Annotated in this window: 17 protein-coding genes; 11 read left to right on the plus strand and 6 right to left on the minus strand. The window is 71.8% G+C overall.

Annotated elements, in window-relative coordinates; translation table 11 throughout:
• The first annotated feature begins 7 nt into the window (after positions 1-7).
• The 5 genes from argC (at position 8) to ACIF80_RS20645 (ending at position 4978) form a co-directional block, all read left to right on the plus strand.
• On the plus strand, positions 8-1048 hold the full coding sequence (gene argC / locus ACIF80_RS20625; RefSeq protein WP_399806478.1) for an N-acetyl-gamma-glutamyl-phosphate reductase: 1041 nt from the start codon (positions 8-10) through the stop codon (positions 1046-1048).
• Entirely contained in the window at positions 1045-2196 is a 1152-nt protein-coding gene (argJ, locus tag ACIF80_RS20630) for a bifunctional glutamate N-acetyltransferase/amino-acid acetyltransferase ArgJ (protein WP_399806480.1), read from the plus strand. Before argC ends, argJ begins: the two co-directional genes overlap by 4 nt.
• Positions 2193-3155, plus strand: a complete 963-nt coding sequence (argB, locus tag ACIF80_RS20635) for an acetylglutamate kinase (RefSeq protein WP_399806482.1) — start codon at positions 2193-2195, stop codon at positions 3153-3155. Before argJ ends, argB begins: the two co-directional genes overlap by 4 nt.
• Complete coding sequence (locus tag ACIF80_RS20640) at positions 3152-4360, plus strand: acetylornithine transaminase (RefSeq protein ID WP_399806484.1); 1209 nt, start codon at positions 3152-3154, stop codon at positions 4358-4360. The genes argB and ACIF80_RS20640 overlap by 4 nt, the downstream gene beginning before the upstream one ends.
• Positions 4361-4438: 78 nt before the next feature.
• On the plus strand, positions 4439-4978 hold the full coding sequence (locus tag ACIF80_RS20645; protein WP_388914145.1) for an arginine repressor: 540 nt from the start codon (positions 4439-4441) through the stop codon (positions 4976-4978).
• Between the two features lie 66 nt (positions 4979-5044).
• Here ACIF80_RS20645 and ACIF80_RS20650 read toward each other — a convergent pair whose 3' ends face one another.
• The 5 genes from ACIF80_RS20650 to ACIF80_RS20670 form a co-directional block, all read right to left on the minus strand.
• Positions 5045-5782, minus strand: coding sequence for an FAD:protein FMN transferase (locus tag ACIF80_RS20650; protein ID WP_399806878.1), 738 nt, complete (start codon positions 5780-5782; stop codon positions 5045-5047).
• A gap of 55 nt (positions 5783-5837) precedes the next feature.
• Entirely contained in the window at positions 5838-7016 is a 1179-nt protein-coding gene (locus tag ACIF80_RS20655; protein WP_399806486.1) for an FMN-binding protein, read from the minus strand.
• Positions 7017-7055: 39 nt separating this feature from the next.
• A complete protein-coding gene (locus tag ACIF80_RS20660; protein WP_399806488.1) occupies positions 7056-8438 on the minus strand; it encodes a ferric reductase-like transmembrane domain-containing protein in 1383 nt (460 codons plus the stop codon).
• Positions 8439-8536: 98 nt separating this feature from the next.
• Positions 8537-9187: a pyridoxamine 5'-phosphate oxidase family protein gene (locus tag ACIF80_RS20665; RefSeq protein WP_399806490.1), complete on the minus strand. Its 651-nt coding sequence runs from the start codon at positions 9185-9187 to the stop codon at positions 8537-8539.
• A 134-nt stretch (positions 9188-9321) separates the two neighbouring features.
• A complete protein-coding gene (locus tag ACIF80_RS20670; protein WP_399806492.1) occupies positions 9322-9768 on the minus strand; it encodes a hypothetical protein in 447 nt (148 codons plus the stop codon).
• A 305-nt stretch (positions 9769-10073) separates the two neighbouring features.
• Between ACIF80_RS20670 and ACIF80_RS20675 the strand changes: the two genes are divergently transcribed.
• The 3 genes from ACIF80_RS20675 (at position 10074) to ACIF80_RS20685 (ending at position 13894) form a co-directional block, all read left to right on the plus strand.
• Positions 10074-11267, plus strand: a complete 1194-nt coding sequence (locus ACIF80_RS20675) for an argininosuccinate synthase (protein ID WP_386399174.1) — start codon at positions 10074-10076, stop codon at positions 11265-11267.
• 152 nt (positions 11268-11419) lie between these two features.
• On the plus strand, positions 11420-12847 hold the full coding sequence (gene argH, locus ACIF80_RS20680; RefSeq protein ID WP_399806494.1) for an argininosuccinate lyase: 1428 nt from the start codon (positions 11420-11422) through the stop codon (positions 12845-12847).
• Positions 12848-12922: 75 nt separating this feature from the next.
• Positions 12923-13894, plus strand: coding sequence for an aldo/keto reductase (locus ACIF80_RS20685; RefSeq protein WP_399806496.1), 972 nt, complete (start codon positions 12923-12925; stop codon positions 13892-13894).
• 126 nt (positions 13895-14020) lie between these two features.
• On the opposite strand, the gene ACIF80_RS20690 is transcribed toward ACIF80_RS20685, so the two are convergent.
• The gene (locus tag ACIF80_RS20690) at positions 14021-14692 is read right to left on the minus strand and encodes a lysophospholipid acyltransferase family protein (RefSeq protein ID WP_399806498.1); all 672 of its coding nucleotides are present in this window, start codon (positions 14690-14692) and stop codon (positions 14021-14023) included.
• Positions 14693-15195: 503 nt separating this feature from the next.
• Between ACIF80_RS20690 and ACIF80_RS20695 the strand changes: the two genes are divergently transcribed.
• From ACIF80_RS20695 to ACIF80_RS20705, 3 genes are all read left to right on the plus strand, one after another.
• Positions 15196-16395 carry a glycerophosphodiester phosphodiesterase gene (locus ACIF80_RS20695; protein ID WP_399806500.1) on the plus strand — a complete coding sequence of 400 codons (1200 nt, stop codon included), beginning with the start codon at positions 15196-15198 and terminating at the stop codon, positions 16393-16395.
• Between the two features lie 74 nt (positions 16396-16469).
• The gene (locus tag ACIF80_RS20700; RefSeq protein WP_399806502.1) at positions 16470-16973 is read left to right on the plus strand and encodes a sigma-70 family RNA polymerase sigma factor; all 504 of its coding nucleotides are present in this window, start codon (positions 16470-16472) and stop codon (positions 16971-16973) included.
• A gap of 57 nt (positions 16974-17030) precedes the next feature.
• Positions 17031-17528, plus strand: coding sequence for a GNAT family N-acetyltransferase (locus ACIF80_RS20705; protein WP_399806881.1), 498 nt, complete (start codon positions 17031-17033; stop codon positions 17526-17528).
• Positions 17529-17551 lie beyond the last annotated feature (23 nt).

Here is a 17551-nt window from a genome sequence, read left to right on the forward strand (position 1 = left end):
GGTTTCCGTGAGCGTACGAGTAGCTGTGGCCGGGGCCAGTGGATATGCGGGCGGAGAGCTCTTGAGGCTGCTGCTCGCGCACCCGGGAGTGGAAATCGGTGCGCTGACCGGGAACTCCAATGCCGGGCAGCGGCTCGGGAGCCTGCAGCCGCATCTGGTGCCGCTCGCCGAGCGGGTGCTCGAGCCGACCACGGCCGAGGTGCTCGCCGGGCAGGGCCGACGGCATGACGTGGTCTTCCTCGCGCTGCCGCACGGGCAGTCCGCCGCCGTCGCCGAGCAGCTCGGGCCGGAGGTGCTCGTCGTCGACATGGGTGCCGACCACCGGCTCGCCGACGCCGGCGACTGGGAGAAGTTCTACGGCTCCCCGCACGCCGGTACCTGGCCCTACGGCCTGCCCGAACTGCCGGGCGGCCGCGCCGCGCTGGAGGGGTCCAAGCGCATCGCGGTGCCCGGTTGCTACCCGACCGCCGTCTCGCTCGCCCTGTTCCCCGCGTACACGGCGGGCCTCGCCGAGGCCGAGGCGGTGATCGTCGCCGCCTCCGGCACCTCCGGCGCGGGCAAGGCGGCCAAGCCCCACCTGCTGGGCAGCGAGGTCATGGGGTCGATGTCGCCGTACGGCGTCGGCGGCGGCCACCGGCACACCCCCGAGATGATCCAGAACCTCAGCGCGGCGGCGGGGGAGCGGGTCTCCGTCTCCTTCACCCCGACGCTCGCGCCGATGCCCCGCGGCATCCTCGCCACCTGCACCGCGAAGGCCCGGCCCGGCGTCACCGCCGAGTCCGTCCGGACCGCCTACGAGAAGGCGTTCGCCGACGAACCCTTCGTCCGCCTCCTCCCCGAGGGCCAGTGGCCCGCGACGGCGTCCGTCCACGGTTCCAACGCCGTTCAGATCCAGGTCGCGTACGACGGGGCCGCGGGGCGGATCATCGCGATCAGCGCCATCGACAACCTCACCAAGGGCACCGCGGGCGGCGCTCTGCAGAGCATGAACATCGCCCTCGGGCTCGACGAGTCCACCGGACTGACGACGATCGGAGTCGCGCCGTGAGTGTGACGGCAGCAAAGGGATTCACGGCGGCGGGCATCGCCGCCGGGATCAAGGAGAACGGCAACCCGGACCTGGCCCTCGTGGTCAACAACGGACCGCGCCGCGCCGCCGCGGGCGTCTTCACCTCCAACCGTGTCAAGGCCGCACCCGTGCTCTGGTCCGAGCAGGTGCTGAAGAGCGGGCAGGTCGCCGCCGTCGTCCTCAACTCCGGTGGCGCCAACGCCTGTACGGGACCGAAGGGCTTCCAGGACACCCACGCCACCGCGGAGAAGGCCGCCGAGGTGCTCGGGGCCGGCGCGGGCGAGATCGCCGTCTGCTCCACCGGGCTCATCGGCGTCACGCTCCCCATGGACAAGCTGCTCCCGGGGCTGGAGACGGCCGCGGGCCGGCTGTCCGAGCACGGCGGTGAGAAGGCCGCCATCGCCATCAAGACCACGGACAGCGTGCACAAGACGTCCGTCGTGACGAAGGAGGGCTGGACCGTCGGCGGCATGGCCAAGGGCGCCGGCATGCTCGCCCCCGGCCTCGCCACCATGCTGGTCGTCCTCACCACCGACGCCGACGTCGAAGCCGGGGCACTGGACCGGGCCCTGCGCGCCGCGACCCGCGTCACCTTCGACCGCGTCGACTCCGACGGCTGCATGTCCACCAACGACACCGTGCTGCTGCTCGCCTCCGGCGCGGCCGGCGTCACCCCCGCGTACGAGGAGTTCGCCGAGGCCGTACGCGCCGTCTGCGACGACCTCGGCCAGCAGCTCATCCGGGACGCCGAGGGCGCCAGCAAGGACATCAAGGTCGAGGTGGTGGGCGCCGCGACCGAGGACGACGCCGTCGAGGTGGGCCGTTCCATCGCCCGCAACAACCTCCTCAAGTGCGCCATCCACGGCGAGGACCCCAACTGGGGCCGGGTGCTGTCCGCGATCGGCACGACGAAGGCCGCCTTCGAGCCCGACGCACTCGACGTCGCCATCAACGGCGTCTGGGTGTGCAAGAACGGCGGCGTCGGCGAGGACCGCGACAAGGTCGACATGCGCTACCGCGAGGTCCACATCGTCGCCGACCTGGGCGCCGGCGGGGCGACCGCCACCATCTGGACCAACGACCTCACCGCCGACTACGTCCACGAGAACAGCGCGTACTCGTCGTGAGCACCACCCGCAAGCACACCGCCCTGCCCAAGGCGCAGATCCTCATCGAGGCGCTGCCCTGGCTGACCCGGCACCACGGGAAGACCGTCGTCATCAAGTTCGGCGGCAACGCCATGGTGAACGAGGAACTGAAGAACGCCTTCGCCCAGGACGTGGTCTTCCTGCGGCACGCCGGCCTCAAGCCGGTCGTCGTGCACGGCGGCGGCCCGCAGATCAGCGCCGCGCTCGACCGGCACGGCATCGTCAGCGAGTTCAAGGCCGGCCTCAGGGTGACCACCGAGGACGCCATGGACGTCGTACGGATGGTGCTGGCCGGACAGGTGCAGCGCGAGCTGGTCGGGCTGCTCAACCGGCACGGACCCTTCGCCGTCGGCCTCACCGGCGAGGACGCGCACACCATCACCGCGACCCGGCACCGGCCCGAGATCGACGGCGAGTTCGTCGACATCGGACGGGTCGGGGAGATCACCGAGATCGACACCGGCGCCATCGAGGCGCTGCTCGCCGACGGCCGCATCCCGGTCGTCTCGTCGATCGCCCGTTCCCAGGACGACCACCATGTCTACAACGTCAATGCTGATACGGCGGCTGCGGCACTCGCTGCTGCTCTGGACGCCGAGACCCTCATGGTCCTCACCGACGTCGAGGGCCTCTACGAGGACTGGCCGAACTCCGACGAGGTGATCAGCCGCCTCACCGCGTCCCAGCTGGAGAAGCTGCTGCCGGAGCTGTCCTCGGGCATGGTGCCGAAGATGGAGGGCTGCCTGCACGCCGTGCGCAACGGCGTGACGACCGCCCGCGTCATCGACGGCCGGGTCCAGCACTCGATCCTGCTGGAGATCTTCACCGACGAGGGCATCGGCACCATGGTCGTGCCCGATGACACCGACGGCGGCAACGGCCCCTCCGGAGCCGTAACCGCACAGGGCAGGACACCGCACGCACAGGGGGAGTCGTGAGCAACGAGGAGCTGAGCGCGCGGTGGCAGGGCGCGCTCATGAACAACTACGGCACGCCGAAACTGTCCCTGGTCAGCGGCGCGGGTGTCACCGTCCGCGACGCCGACGGCAAGGAGTACACCGACTTCGTCGGCGGGATCGCCGTCAACGCGCTCGGTCACGCGCACCCGGCCGTCGTCGAGGCCGTCAGCCGGCAGATCGCCTCCCTGGGCCACGTCTCCAACCTGTTCGTCGCCGAGCCGCCCGTCGAGCTCGCCGAACGGCTCCTGCGGCTCTTCGGCCGCGACGGCCGGGTGTACTTCTGCAACTCGGGTGCCGAGGCCAACGAGGCCGCGTTCAAGATCGGACGGCTGACCGGCCGGGCCCACATGGTGGCCACCGACGGCGGCTTCCACGGCCGCACCATGGGCGCCCTCGCGCTGACCGGCCAGCCGGGCAAGCGGGAGCCGTTCGCACCGCTGCCCGGGGACGTCACCCATGTGCCCTACGGTGACGCGCAGGCCCTGGCCGCCGCGGTCACCGCGGACACGGCGCTGGTCGTCATCGAGCCGATCCAGGGCGAGAACGGGGTCGTGGTGCCCCCGCCCGGCTATCTGAAGGCCGCCCGCGCCATCACGGCCGCCACGGGCGCGCTGCTCGTCCTGGACGAGGTGCAGACCGGCATCGGCCGCACCGGCAACTGGTTCGAGTACCAGGCACACGAAGGCGTCCTGCCCGACGTCGTCACCCTCGCCAAGGGGCTCGGCGGCGGGCTGCCGATCGGCGCGACCGTCGCCTTCGGCCGCGCCGCGGACCTGCTGTGCCCCGGCCAGCACGGCACGACCTTCGGGGGCAACCCGGTCGCCTGCGCCGCCGGACTCGCCGTCCTCGACACCATCGAGAGCGAGGGACTGCTCGAGAACGTCAAGCGGCAGGGCGAGCGGCTCCGCGACGGGATCGAGAACCTCGGCAACCCGCTGATCAGCCATGTCCGGGGTGCCGGTCTCCTCCTGGGTATCGTGCTCACCGAACCGCTCGCGCCCCAGGCGCAACAGGCGGCTCAGGACGCCGGTTTCCTGGTGAACGCGCCCGCCCCCGAGGTCGTACGGCTCATGCCGCCGCTGATCCTCGGGGACGACGCGGTGGACGCCTTCCTCGGGGCGCTGCCCGGCATCCTGGACGCCGTCGGCCGGGCGGCGGACGGGGAAGGACGAGCCGGACAGTGAGCCGGACCACGAACCGGGGCGAGAAGCGCGCCACAGGCCGAAGAACGCCCCCGAGGACAACCGGAGAATGAGACGCCGATGAGCCACGATCAGGACCACGGACAGCCTGCCGGGCCTGCCGTGCCGCAGACCCGCACCGCGCGCCACCGCCGGATCGTGGACATCCTCAACCGGCAGCCGGTGCGTTCGCAGAGCCAGTTGGCGAAGCTGCTCGCCGACCACGGACTGACCGTCACCCAGGCGACGCTCTCCCGGGACCTGGACGAGCTGAACGCGGTGAAGATCCGCGACACCGACGGCGACCTCATCTACGCGGTGCCGAGCGAGGGCGGCTTCCGCACCCCGCGCGCACCACTGGGGGAGTCCGCCAAGGAGGAGCGGATGCGGCGGCTCTCCCAGGAACTGCTGATCTCCGCGGAGGCGTCCGCCAACCTCGTCGTCCTGCGCACCCCGCCCGGCGCCGCCCAGTTCCTGGCCTCGGCGATCGACCAGGCCGAACTGCACGACATCCTGGGGACCATCGCCGGCGACGACACCCTCATGCTGATCAGCCGCGACCCGGCGGGCGGGCAGGCGCTGGCCGAGCACATGCTGCGGCTGGCGCAGAACGGGAACTGAAAGGGCCGCGCGGCTGCCCGCGGCCCCGCACGGACGGCCTCGGCGTCACCCGGCACCGGTCGGGAATCACCCCAGCCGGGACGCCAGGCCCCCCGTGCAGCGCACCTCGTCGCCCGCGGTGATCAGCAGCGCCTCCACGTCGGGCAGCGTCTCCAGCCACGCGAGCCCCTCCCGGGACCCCATCGCGAAGGCGGCCGTGGCCCAGCAGTCGGCCCAGGTCAGCCGGGGCGCCACCACCGTCACCGCGACCAGGTCGGTCACGGCGGAGCGGCCGGTGCGCGGGTCGACGATGTGATCGCCGCGCTCGGCGGTGCCCGAGGTGGCGACGGCCAGCTCGTCGGCCCCGGCGGCGGAGACGACGGCCGCCAGGCCGCCCGGACGGAGTGGGTCCGACACCCCCACCCGCCACGGCCGCCCGGCGCCCGGCGTCCCCAGTACCTGCACGTCACCGCCGCCGTTGAGACTCACGCCGACCGCGCCGGCCTCCGCGAGCCGTCGCGCGGCCCGCTCGGTGGCCCAGCCCTTGACGATGCCGGTCGGGTCGAGCCGGCCCCGGTAGCGGGTGCTGAACCAGCCGTCGCTCACCCGTTCCGCCTCCGCGGCCAGCTCCAGCACCTCGGCGACCTCGGGGTCGCACTCCCCGACCGTCAGCTCGCCGCGCGCCAGCCGCGAGATCTGCGAGTCGTCCCGGTAGGTGCTGAACACCTCGTCGACGCGGCGCAGTCCGGCGATCGCGTCCTCCAACGCCGCGTGCACGGCAGCGGGTTGCCCGCCGCGGACGTCGAAGGAGAAGACGGTCCCCATCGTCTCCTCCGTACGACGCACCGCGGCGGGAGCCTGTGCGGACTCGGCCACCGTCTCAGCCACCGGCCTGGTCCAGCGCGGACTGCAGCGACTTCTTGTACCCGGCGCTGGTGTACGTGGCACCCGAGACGGCGTCGACGTCCGCGCCGCCGGTCTTCACGACGGCCTGGTTGAGCCGGGGGACGGACTGGTTGGTGACCCGGTCGCTCTGGCCGCCCTTGGGCGCCTGCACGGCCTCGGCCTTGGTGATCTTCCCGCCCTCGACGGTGATCCGGACCTGCACGGCTCCGTACTCCGTCTGCACCGCGTCACCGGTGACGGTGCCGTCCTCGAGTGCGGCCCGGGCGTCCCCCCCGCCTCCGCCCTGCCCGCTCCCGGCGGAACCGTCACCGGCGGACGCGTCCGCGGCGGAACCGCCCCCGTTCTCGGCGGCTTCGGCCGCTCCGGCGGCCTTCGCCTTGTCCAGTGCGGACTGCAGGGACTTCTTGTACCCGGTGCTGGTGTACGTCGCACCGGACACCGCGTCGATCTCGCCGCTCTGCGCGGCGACCGCGGCCTGGTTGAGCCTGGGCACGGCGTTGGCGTTGATCTGGTCGCTCTGGCCGCCCTTGGGGGACTGGACGGCCTCGGCCTTGGTGATCTTCCCGCCGCTCACCGTCAGGCGCACCTGCACCGCGCCGTACTGCGTCTGCGCCGCGTCACCGGTGACCGTGCCGTCGCCGAGGGCCTGCGCGCTCCCCGCACCGCCCTGGCCGCCCCCGTTCTCGGCGGCTTCGGCCGCTCCGGCGGCCTTCGCCTTGTCCAGTGCGGACTGCAGGGACTTCTTGTACCCGGCGCTGGTGTACGTCGCACCGGACACCGCGTCGATCTCACCGCTCTGCGCGGCGACCGCGGCCTGGTTGAGCCTGGGCACGGCGTTGGCGTTGATCTGGTCGCTCTGGCCGCCCTTGGGGGACTGGACGGCCTCGGCCTTGGTGATCTTCCCGCCGCTCACCGTCAGGCGCACCTGCACCGCGCCGTACTGGGTGTCGGCGGCGTCACCGGTGACGGTGCCGTTCGCGATGGCCTGGGCGCCGCCCTGCGGGGACTGCGCGGCCGCGGGCGGGACCGCGCCGCCGGCCGCGTCGGCCGAACCCTGGTCGGAATCGGGCTTCAGCGTCAGCAGCAGCACGATCCCGGAGACGGTGGCGGCGGTGGCCAGCACGGCACGCCGGACGGGGTGACTCTTCCTCATCGTTTCTCAAGCTCCTGATGGGTGTGGATGACCCGTCGCTCACATCTCGAACGACTCGTGGTGGATACGGCGGGCGGGGACCCCGGCGCCGCGCAGTGCGTCGTAGACCGACTGGGCGAACCCGGGCGGGCCGCACATGAAGACGTCGTGGTCGTCGATGTCGGGGATCTTGCGGCGCAGGCTGTCCGCGGAGATGTCGGGGCGCTCCCCGTCGGGGCTGTTCACCGCGTACATCAGGCGGGCGCCGCGCTCGTCGGCGATCTTGGCCAGTTCGCCCCACAGGGCCAGGTCCTGGGTGGTGTTCGCCCGGTAGAGCAGGGTGATGTCGCCGGAGGCGCCGGGCAGCGTCTCGAACAGGGCCCGCATCGGCGTGATGCCCACGCCGCCGGCGACCAGCAGCACCTTGCCGCGGCTGCGGCGCTGGGCGGTCAGCGCCCCGTAGGGGCCCTCCGCCCACACCCGGGTGCCGGGCTCCAGCTCGCGCAGCCGGGAGGTGTGGTCGCCGATCGCCTTCACCGTGATCCGCAGCAGGCCGGGGCGGGGAGCCGCCGACAGCGAGTACGGATGGGAGCTGAACCGCATCCCCGGCGCCAGGAACCGCCAGCGGAAGAACTGCCCCGCCTCGGCGCCGATCCGGTGCAGCTTGCGCCCGCCGATCAGCACCGACACGATGCCGGGCGTCTCCTCGATGACCGCCTCGACGCGCATCCGGTGACGCAGGTTCAGGCGGGCCGGGGTGATCACCCGGTACCAGAGGACCAGCGCGGTGACGGCGCCGTAGAGCCCGTACCAGAAGGTCTTCGCGGACGGCTCCACGGCGAACTCGTTGCCGGTGGTGATCTGGTGCCAGAACGTCAGGTACATCGCCGCGTACGTCAGCAGGTGCACGTGGTACCAGCTGTCGTACGGCAGCCGGCGGCGGACCGGGCCGATCGAGAGGAAGGCGATCACGAACAGCAGACCCGTGCCGATGGCCGCCTTGCCCATGTCCGGCAGCTGATCGACCGAGGTGATCGTCTGCTGGACGATGTCGCCGAGGGTCTTGCCCGCCTGGAGGGCGTAGCCCCACATGATGAGGAAGACGTGGGCGATGACCAGGCTGACGGTGTAGCGCCCGCTCATCGCGTGCCAGCGGGCGACCCGGTCCGAGCCCACCCGGCGTTCCAGCGCGGGCACCCGGGCCATCTGCAGCACCACGAGGGCCATCAGATAACCGGCCAGGAGACCGGTGATGCGGCCCGCGGCGATGATCCGGCCGGTGGTGTCCGAGATGGACGGTGTGTTGTTCCACCACAACCACAGCACGGCCACCGCGCCCGCCCCCACGGCGAGCAGCAGGGGCACGGCGGGGGAGCGGCGCGGACGGATGCGGCGCATCGTCTGGCGGCGGGCGGCACGTCCGCCTGCGAGCGTGGTGGTCACGGTTCCTCCGTGGGACTTGGCCCTTGGCCCACACATACGTGCCGTGACACGGGAGCGTTCAGCGATATCCGGAGGCGGGACGGACTTTCGCAGCAGGCCTAGGGCACGTCCTGGGCCGCGGCCTCCGGGGACGCCGGATGCCGAGGGTCCGGGGACGGGGCCGGGTCCGGGGACGGGGGCAGTGGCAGGGGCAGTCCGGGGAGGCCGTCGAGGCTCGTCGCGATGTGTTCCTTCTTGGTGAAGTACGCGTCCAGCGAGGCGTCGTCCTCGCGCGCGAACCGCTTCCCGTGCAGGTCGCGGTCCGCTTCGTACGCCATGAAGGGGACGGCGTAGCCGCAGGTGTCGCGGATGAGGTCGGCGGTCACGACGACGACCGCGCGCAGTCCGTGGGCCGTCGGGTCGATGCCGGGGAAGCGGGCGAGCAGCTCCGGGAAGCGCGGGTCGTCCCGGAAGACGGGCTCACCGCGGCCGTGCACGCGCACGATGTTGGGCGGCCCCTGGAAGGCGCACCACATCAGGGTGATGCGGCCGTTCTCCCGCAGATGGGCGATGGTCTCGGCGTTGGAACCGGCGAAGTCGAGGTAGGCCACGGTGAGTTCGTCGAGGACCGCGAAGGACCCCGTGAGGCCCTTGGGCGAGAGGTTGACCGTGCCGTCGGCGGACAGGGGTGCGGTGGCGGTGAAGAAGACCGGCTGCGCCTCGATGAACGTGCGCAGGCGGCCGTCTATGCGCTCATAGGTCTTTCCCATGTCCACCGAGTATGAAGGTAGTTCGTTCGCCTGTCTAAGGATATTGACGGCCGGCGCGGGTGCCGGACGGCGCCGGGGACCGCCCGTGGCCGCCCCGGCCGGCGTGTCGCGGGGCGGCCACGGCGCCTGTCACGTCACTTCGTGAGCGTGCAGGCGGTCAGGGAGTCCAGTCCGGCGGGGCGTTCGGCGGTGCGGCCGATGGCGGTGGCGATGCGGTCGATGGCGGCCACGCGCTTGTCCTCCAGGGGGCCGAGGATGGCGTTCTGGACGAAGTTGGGTCCGCCCTGGCCGGTGGTGTCGACGAGTCGCTGGTTGGCCTCGGCGATCTGGGTGTCCAGCTGGCCGAGGTTGCGGTCGACCTCGGCCTGGGCGGAGGCGGGGATCGCGGGAAGTTCCGGCGCGACGTCGGGGCAGCTGATCGTGCCGGGCCCCGCGAGCGTCCGGGCGTTCGTGTCGTTGCCGTCGGACGACTCGCCGGCGAGGGCGGATCCGGCGATCACCGCACCGGACAGCGCCACCGCGGCGGCGCCGCCGATGAAACCGACGCGACGCTTGTTGTACTTCGGAAGGGCCCTGGACATGCACATGCCTCACTCGGGTCGGGAGCGGTTCGGGGGTGCGTGGGGGAAGGCCCGTGGGGGAGGGCCCGGATGTGCCGACGCGGCGCCTGCGTCCTGCGGGAAATACGGGAAAGCGATTACCCGCGTTCAATCGCGCGCGGAATCCACCCCGGATCCCGCGCCCTCCGCGTGAAGGAATCCGCACACTCCCTGCGAAATCGACCCTTGCGAGGGGAGTCGGGCCCTCCGGGCGGAGTCGGATTGACGAATCATGCGTCCTCCTGCATACTCATGCATATCAGCGAATGCACTGTAAGGAGAATCCCGTGACCGAGCGCGTCGTACTCGCCTATTCGGGCGGTCTGGACACCTCCGTCGCCATCGGCTGGATCGCCGAGGAGACGGGCGCCGAGGTCATCGCCGTTGCGGTCGACGTCGGCCAGGGCGGCGAGGACCTGGACGTCATCCGCAAGCGCGCGCTCGCCTGCGGTGCCGTCGAGGCCGAGGTCGCGGACGCCAAGGACGAATTCGCCGACGAGTACTGCCTCCCGGCGATCAAGGCCAACGCCCTCTACATGGACCGCTACCCGCTGGTCTCCGCGCTGTCCCGGCCGACGATCGTCAAGCACCTCGTCGCCGCCGCGCAGAAGCACGGCGCCACCACCGTCGCCCACGGCTGCACCGGCAAGGGAAACGACCAGGTCCGCTTCGAGGCCGGCATCGTCGCCCTCGCCCCCGACCTGAAGTGCATCGCCCCGGTCCGTGACTACGCCATGACCCGCGACAAGGCCATCGCCTTCTGCGAGGCCAAGGGCCTGCCGATCGCGACCACGAAGAAGTCGCCGTACTCCATCGACCAGAACGTGTTCGGCCGCGCCGTCGAGACCGGCTTCCTCGAGGACATCTGGAACGCGCCGATCGAGGACGTCTACGAGTACACGCAGAACCCCGCCGTGGCGCGCGAGGCCGACGAGGTCGTCATCACCTTCAAGGAGGGCGTGCCGGTCGCCATCGACGGCAGGCCCGTCACCGTCCTCCAGGCCATCCAGCAGCTCAACGAGCGCGCGGGCGCCCAGGGCGTCGGCCGGATCGACATGGTCGAGGACCGCCTCGTCGGCATCAAGTCCCGCGAGGTGTACGAGGCTCCCGGCGCCATCGCGCTGATCACGGCCCACCAGGAGCTGGAGAACGTCACCGTCGAGCGTGAACTCGCCCGCTACAAGCGGCAGGTCGAGCAGCGCTGGGGCGAACTGGTCTACGACGGCCAGTGGTTCTCCCCGCTCAAGCGCGCCCTGGACGGCTTCATCACCGAGGCCAACCAGCACGTCAACGGCGATGTCCGGATGACCCTGCACGGCGGGCGGGCCGTCGTCACCGGCCGGCGCTCCGAGTCGTCCCTGTACGACTTCAACCTCGCCACCTACGACACCGGCGACACGTTCGACCAGGCGGCGGCCAAGGGCTTCATCGACATCTACAGCCTGTCGTCGAAGATCGCCGCCAAGCGCGACCTCGCCTGAGCGCCGGATCGCCCGACCCGGACAGACCCCGACGGGCTGACCGGCTGACGACCCGTCACGCACTACTCTGACACCGCCTCCTCACTCTCCTGCGCCTGAGTGAGGAGGCGGTGGCACATCCATGACCTGCCTGTCTTCGAGGAGCAACGCAAGTGAGCAGCAACAGCGGTGACGTACGGCTCTGGGGCGGCCGTTTCGCCGACGGTCCCGCCGAGGCCCTGGCCAAGCTGTCCGCGTCCGTCCACTTCGACTGGCGGCTCGCGCCCTACGACATCGCCGGTTCGCGGGCCCACGCGCGCGTGCTGCACGGGGCGGGCCTGCTCACCGAGGACGAGCTCACCCGCATGCTCGAGGGCCTCGACCGGCTGGAGGCCGACGTCGCCGACGGCTCGTTCACCGGCACCATCGCCGACGAGGACGTGCACACCGCCCTGGAACGCGGCCTGCTGGAACGCCTCGGCCCCGACCTCGGCGGCAAACTGCGCGCCGGACGCTCCAGGAACGACCAGGTCGCGACCCTGTTCCGGATGTACCTGCGGGACCACGCCCGTACGCTCGGCGGCCTGATCGCCGATCTCCAGGACGCCCTCGTCGGTCTCGCCGAGGCCCACCCGGACGTGGCGATGCCCGGCCGCACCCACCTCCAGCACGCCCAGCCGGTGCTCTTCGCCCATCATGTCCTCGCCCACGTCCAGGCGCTGTCCCGGGACGCCGAGCGGCTGCGCCAGTGGGACGAGCGGACCGCGGTCTCGCCGTACGGCTCGGGCGCACTGGCCGGCAGCAGCCTCGGCCTGGACCCCGAGGCGGTGGCCCGCGACCTCGGCTTCGAGCACGGCAGCGCGGCCAACTCCATCGACGGCACGGCATCGAGGGACTTCGTCGCCGAGTTCGCCTTCATCACCGCGATGATCGGCGTGAACCTCTCCCGGATCGCCGAGGAGGTCATCATCTGGAACACGAAGGAGTTCTCCTTCGTGACCCTGCACGACGCCTTCTCCACCGGATCGTCGATCATGCCGCAGAAGAAGAACCCGGACATCGCGGAGCTGGCGCGCGGCAAGTCGGGCCGGCTGATCGGCAACCTGACCGGCCTGATGGCCACCCTCAAGGCCCTCCCGCTCGCGTACAACCGCGACCTCCAGGAGGACAAGGAGCCGGTCTTCGACTCCATCGACCAGCTGGAGATCCTGCTGCCGGCCTTCACCGGGATGATGGCCACCCTCACCGTGCACCGTGAGCGCATGGAGGAGCTGGCCCCGGCCGGGTTCTCGCTGGCCACCGACATCGCCGAGTGGCTGGTCAAGCAGGGCGTGCCGTTCCGCGTCGCGCACGAGGTCGCCGGCGAGTGCGTCAAGACCGCCGAGGCCGAGGGCAAGGAACTCGACGAGCTGACCGACGAGCAGTTCGGGAAGATCTCCGCCCACCTCACCCCCGAGGTGCGCACCGTCCTCAACGTGCCCGGCGCCCTCGCCTCCCGCGACGGCCGCGGTGGCACGGCACCGAGCGCGGTCGCCGTCCAGCTCGCCGAACTCAGGACGGACCTGGCCGCCCAGCACGCGTGGGCGAACGCCAAGAAGTAAGGCAGCAGGTGTCGCAGGGGCATCGCGGGTTACGTTGGTCCGGCAGCCTCAAGGAGCCGACCGAACGGAGCCCCGATGCCCTTCGCCACACTGGCTTCGGCCACCACCCCCACCTGCCACATCGGCCTGGGACTCGCCGCCGTCGGACGACCCGGCTACATCAACCTGGGCCGTGACGACGACCTCGGCGCCGACCGCAGCGTCGAGGCCCTGCGCACCCGCACCCACGACCTCCTCGACGCCGCCTACGCCCAGGGCGTCCGCTACTTCGACGCGGCCCGCTCGTACGGCAGGTCGGAGGAGTTCCTCGCCGACTGGCTGACGAAGCGGCCCGACGCCGACGACGTCGTCATCGGCAGCAAATGGGGCTACACGTACACCGCCAACTGGTCCACCGACGCCGAGCACCACGAGATCAAGGAGCATTCCCTCGCCGCCTACGAGCGGCAGCGTGCCGAGTCCGACGCCCTGCTCGGGGACCGGCTCGACCTCTACCAGATCCACTCGGTGACCCCCGAGAGCCCCGCACTCACCGACAAGGACCTCCACGTCCGGCTCGCCGAGGCGGCGGCCCGGGGCCTCACGGTCGGCTTCTCCACCAGCGGCCCGGCCCAGGCCGACGCCATCCGCGCCGCGCTCGCCGTCACCGTCGACGGCGAACCCCTCTTCCGCACCGTCCAGTCCACGTACAACGCGCTGGAGACCTCCGCCGAGCCCGCACTGGCCGAGGCCCATGACGCCGGGCTCACGGTGATCGTCAAGGAGGGCATGGCCAACGGGCGGCTGGCCGCGGCCCACGCCCCCGACGCGCTCAGGACCGTCGCCGAGGAGACCGGACTGGCGTGCGACGCCGTCGCCCTCGCGCTCGTACTGCGCCGGCCCTGGGCGGACGTCGTCCTCTCCGGCGCCGCCACCACCGTGCAGCTCGCCTCCAACCTGCACGCGGCCGCCGTCGACCTCGACGACGACCAGCTCACCCGCCTCGCCGCGCTGCCCGAGGACCCGCACGCGTACTGGGAGCGGCGCGGACGGCTGGCCTGGCACTGAGGAGCCCCTGCCCCGTACCGGCCGCCGCAGGCAGCACCGAGACCCGCGAAACCGCCGGGGCCGGGCGCCGGTAGGGCCGCGACGCCCCGTGCCCCCTGCCCCGCCGGGGGCACGGGGCCTCGGGCGTCAGGCCGCCTTCGCCTTGCTGGCGTACATGTCCACGTACTCCTGCCCGGACAGGCGCATGACCTCCGTCATCACCGAGTCGGTCACGGCCCGCAGGATGTAGCGGTCGCGGTCCATGCCCTCGTAGCGGGAGAACTCCATCGCCTCGCCGAAGCGGACCGTGACCCTGCCCGGCCGGGGCAGGCCCGCACCGCCCGGCTGGAGCTTGTCGGTGCCGATCATGGCGAACGGGACGACGGGCGCGCCCGTCATCAGGGTGAGCCGCGCGATACCGGTCCGGCCCCGGTAGAGACGGCCGTCGGGGGAGCGGGTGCCCTCCGGGTAGATGCCGAAGATCTTGCCCTCGTCCAGTACCCGACGGCCCGTCATCAGCGCCGCGACCCCGCCCCGGCCGCCGTCGCGGTCGACCGGGATCATGCCGACGCCGGTGAAGAACCAGGCCATCAGCCGGCCCTTGAGCCCCTTGCCGGTGACGTACTCGTCCTTGCCGATGAAGAAGACCTGGCGGTCGCAGACCAGCGGCAGGACCATCGAGTCGATGAAGGTGAGATGGTTGCCCGCCAGGATCACCGGACCGTCACCCGGAATGTGCTCCAGGCCCTCCACCCGTGGGCGGAACATCAGGCGCATGACCGGGCCGAGCACTGCCTTGATGAGTGCGAAGCGGGACAACGGGTCCTCCGGTGTCGGGAATGCGGTATGAGTCTGTGCAGGTGAGGACATTACTCGCGGCCGAGGGGGCGCCGCACGTCGGGTTCACCCAGGTATTACATGGTGTCTACGCATGTTCACCTGCGGTGACACGACGTTGCATGCCCGTAACCCACCCGCCGGGGTGTGAGGCATGTCGCGTCCGGGTGAGCCGGCACCGCCGGCCGGAGTACGACCGCCGCCGGTCCGGAGTCCGGGCACGGCCCGGAGGGAACCACGCACGCCCCCCGGTCCGCGGGAGGCACGCCGCCGGCCCTCCGGACCCGCCGGGTACCCCGGCGGGGCGCTCCCGAACCCGACGGCACGTCAGGCTTGTCGCCCCCTGCGTCCGTTCGGGTCGCGGCTCACCCGTGCGGCAGCCCGTATCCCCGTATCACCCGCGTGTTCCGGCCGCGGTCTCCCGTTCGTCATGTACGCGCCCCTACGATCACCCCGCACGGATGGCCAACGGCAGGAGGGTCCCCATGGGAACGCAGGAGTCGGACGAGCGGACGGACGGAACGGCGACCGGCGGGACCGGACGGCGCGCGCTCCTCGGCGCGGCGGTGCTCGGCGCGGGCGGCACGGTCCTCGGACTGGGGGGCACGGCGAGAGCCGCCGAGGGCCGGCCCGGCGCATCCCGGCGCGGCGGCGGACGAGGACTCAAGGGCCTGCCCGTCCCGACGGTCATCGCCCACCGGGGCGCCAGCGGACACCGGCCCGAGCACACCTTCGGCGCCTACGACCTGGCCCTCGACCTGGGCGCCGACATCGTCGAGGCCGGCGACCTGGTGCCCACCAGGGACGGCCACCTCGTCTGCCGGCACGAGCCGGAGATCGGCGGCACCACGGACGTCGCGGACCACCCCGAGTTTGCCGACCGCGAGCGTACGAAGCTGCTCGACGGGGTCTCCGTCACCGGCTGGTTCACCGAGGACTTCACCCTCGCCGAACTCAAGCGGCTCCGCGCCGTCGAGCGCATTCCGGCCAACCGCCCGCACAACACCCTCTACGACGGCCGCTGGGGGATCCCCACCTTCGAAGAGGTGCTCCGTTGGCAGAACGAGCAGACCCGCGAGCGCGGCAAGCAGGTCTGGATCTACCCCGAGCTCAAGCACCCCACCTACTTCCGCAAACTGGGCCTGGGCACAGAGGAACTCCTCGCCCGGCTGCTGCGCAAGCACGGCAAGGACAAGAAGAACTCGCCCGTCATCGTCCAGTCCTTCGAGCCCACCAGCATCCGGCGGATGAGCCGGCTCGTCGGCAACCCGCTCGCCGTGCTGCTCTCCGGCGCGAACAGCCGCCCCTGGGACTTCGTGGAGAACGGCGACCCGCGCAAGGTGGCCGACCTCGTCACGCCGAAGGGCCTCAAGGAGATCGCCTCCTACGCGCAGGGCATCGGCCCCACCCTGGACCTGGTCATCCCCAAGGACGCGGCCGGAAACCTCACCGAGCCCACCACCCTGGTCCGTGACGCGCACCGGGCCGGCCTGATCCTGCACCCCTACACGATGCGCAACGAGAACCCCTTCCTGCCCGCGAACTTCCGCAAGGGCAGCGACCCCGACGCCTACGGCGACGTCTTCGGCGCCTTCCGCGCCTACTTCGCCACCGGCATCGACGGCGTCTTCACCGACCACCCGGACACCGGTCTGCTGGCCCGCGAGGACTTCGTCAACGGCTGAGCCGTTCCTCCCCGGTCGGGGTGATCTCCGGCCGCCCCGGCAACCCCGCCGGGGCGGCCGGCGTCGTTGCGCACATGACGCACGACCTGGTCACCGCCCTCCGTCCGCTGCTCACCGCGGAGGCCTCCGCCGAGGCGTACGCGTCCGGCGCCGAACCCGCCGACCTGGAACAGGCGGTCTGGCTGCGCCTCCTGGAACGCCTCGACGCGCACGACCCGCCGCACGACCCGCCGGGCTGGCTCCGCCGGACCGTCCGTACCGAGGCCCGCCGCACCCGCCGCACCGCCCGGCACGAGACGCCGTGGGCCGGTGACCCCGCCGGTCCCGACGGCGCCGGCGGGGGCGACCCCGAACTCCTCGCCCTCGCCGCCGCCCGCCGCCGCGCCCTGCGGGACGCGGTGCGCCGGCTGCCCGGCCGCTGTCCCCGCCTGTTGGAGGCCCTGCTGTCCCCGCACGACCCGACATACCGGGAAATCGCAGGGGAGTTGGGTATCTCACAAGGAAGTCTGGGTCCGGAACGCTCCAGATGTCTTGGATGTCTGCGTCGTTTGCTCGCGTCGGAGGTTGCGTCGGGGTGAGGACGGGGATAGGAGTGAGGGACCACAGGTGATCAGGTGAGCGGGAGGCGTGCGCACATGGGCATGAGCGTGACCATCTCTGCGGCGACGGAGCAGGACGCCGAGCAGATCTTCAGGTTGCAGTACCTGTGCTTCCAGAGCGAGGCGGCGCTGTACGGCAACTACCGCATCGCTCCGCTCGTCCAGAGTCTGGACTCGGTCCGCGAGGAGGTCGCCGCCGATCTGGTCTTCGTCGCCCGGCTCGGCGACGAGATCGTCGGCTCGGTGCACGGCAGGAGCACCGAGGACGCCGCCGCGGCCATCGGCAAGCTCTGCGTCCACCCCCGCCTCCAGGGCCACGGCATCGGCGCCCGGCTGCTGCGCGCCGCCGAGTCCGCCCTCGCCGACGAACGGGGCGCCAGGATGTTCCGTCTCCAGGCCGGTCACCGCAGCGAGAGCAACCTCCAGCTGTACAGCAAGGTCGGATACCAGCGGGTCGGGACGTCCCGGGGCGCGGACGGCGTACCGATGATCGTCCTGGAGAAGACGGCGGATTCGTACGCGGCCACCGCCTGACGGGGAGCACCCGGGGCGGGTGG

The organism is Streptomyces sp. NPDC085927, assembly GCF_044540975.1.
Lineage (GTDB): Bacteria > Actinomycetota > Actinomycetes > Streptomycetales > Streptomycetaceae > Streptomyces > Streptomyces hirsutus.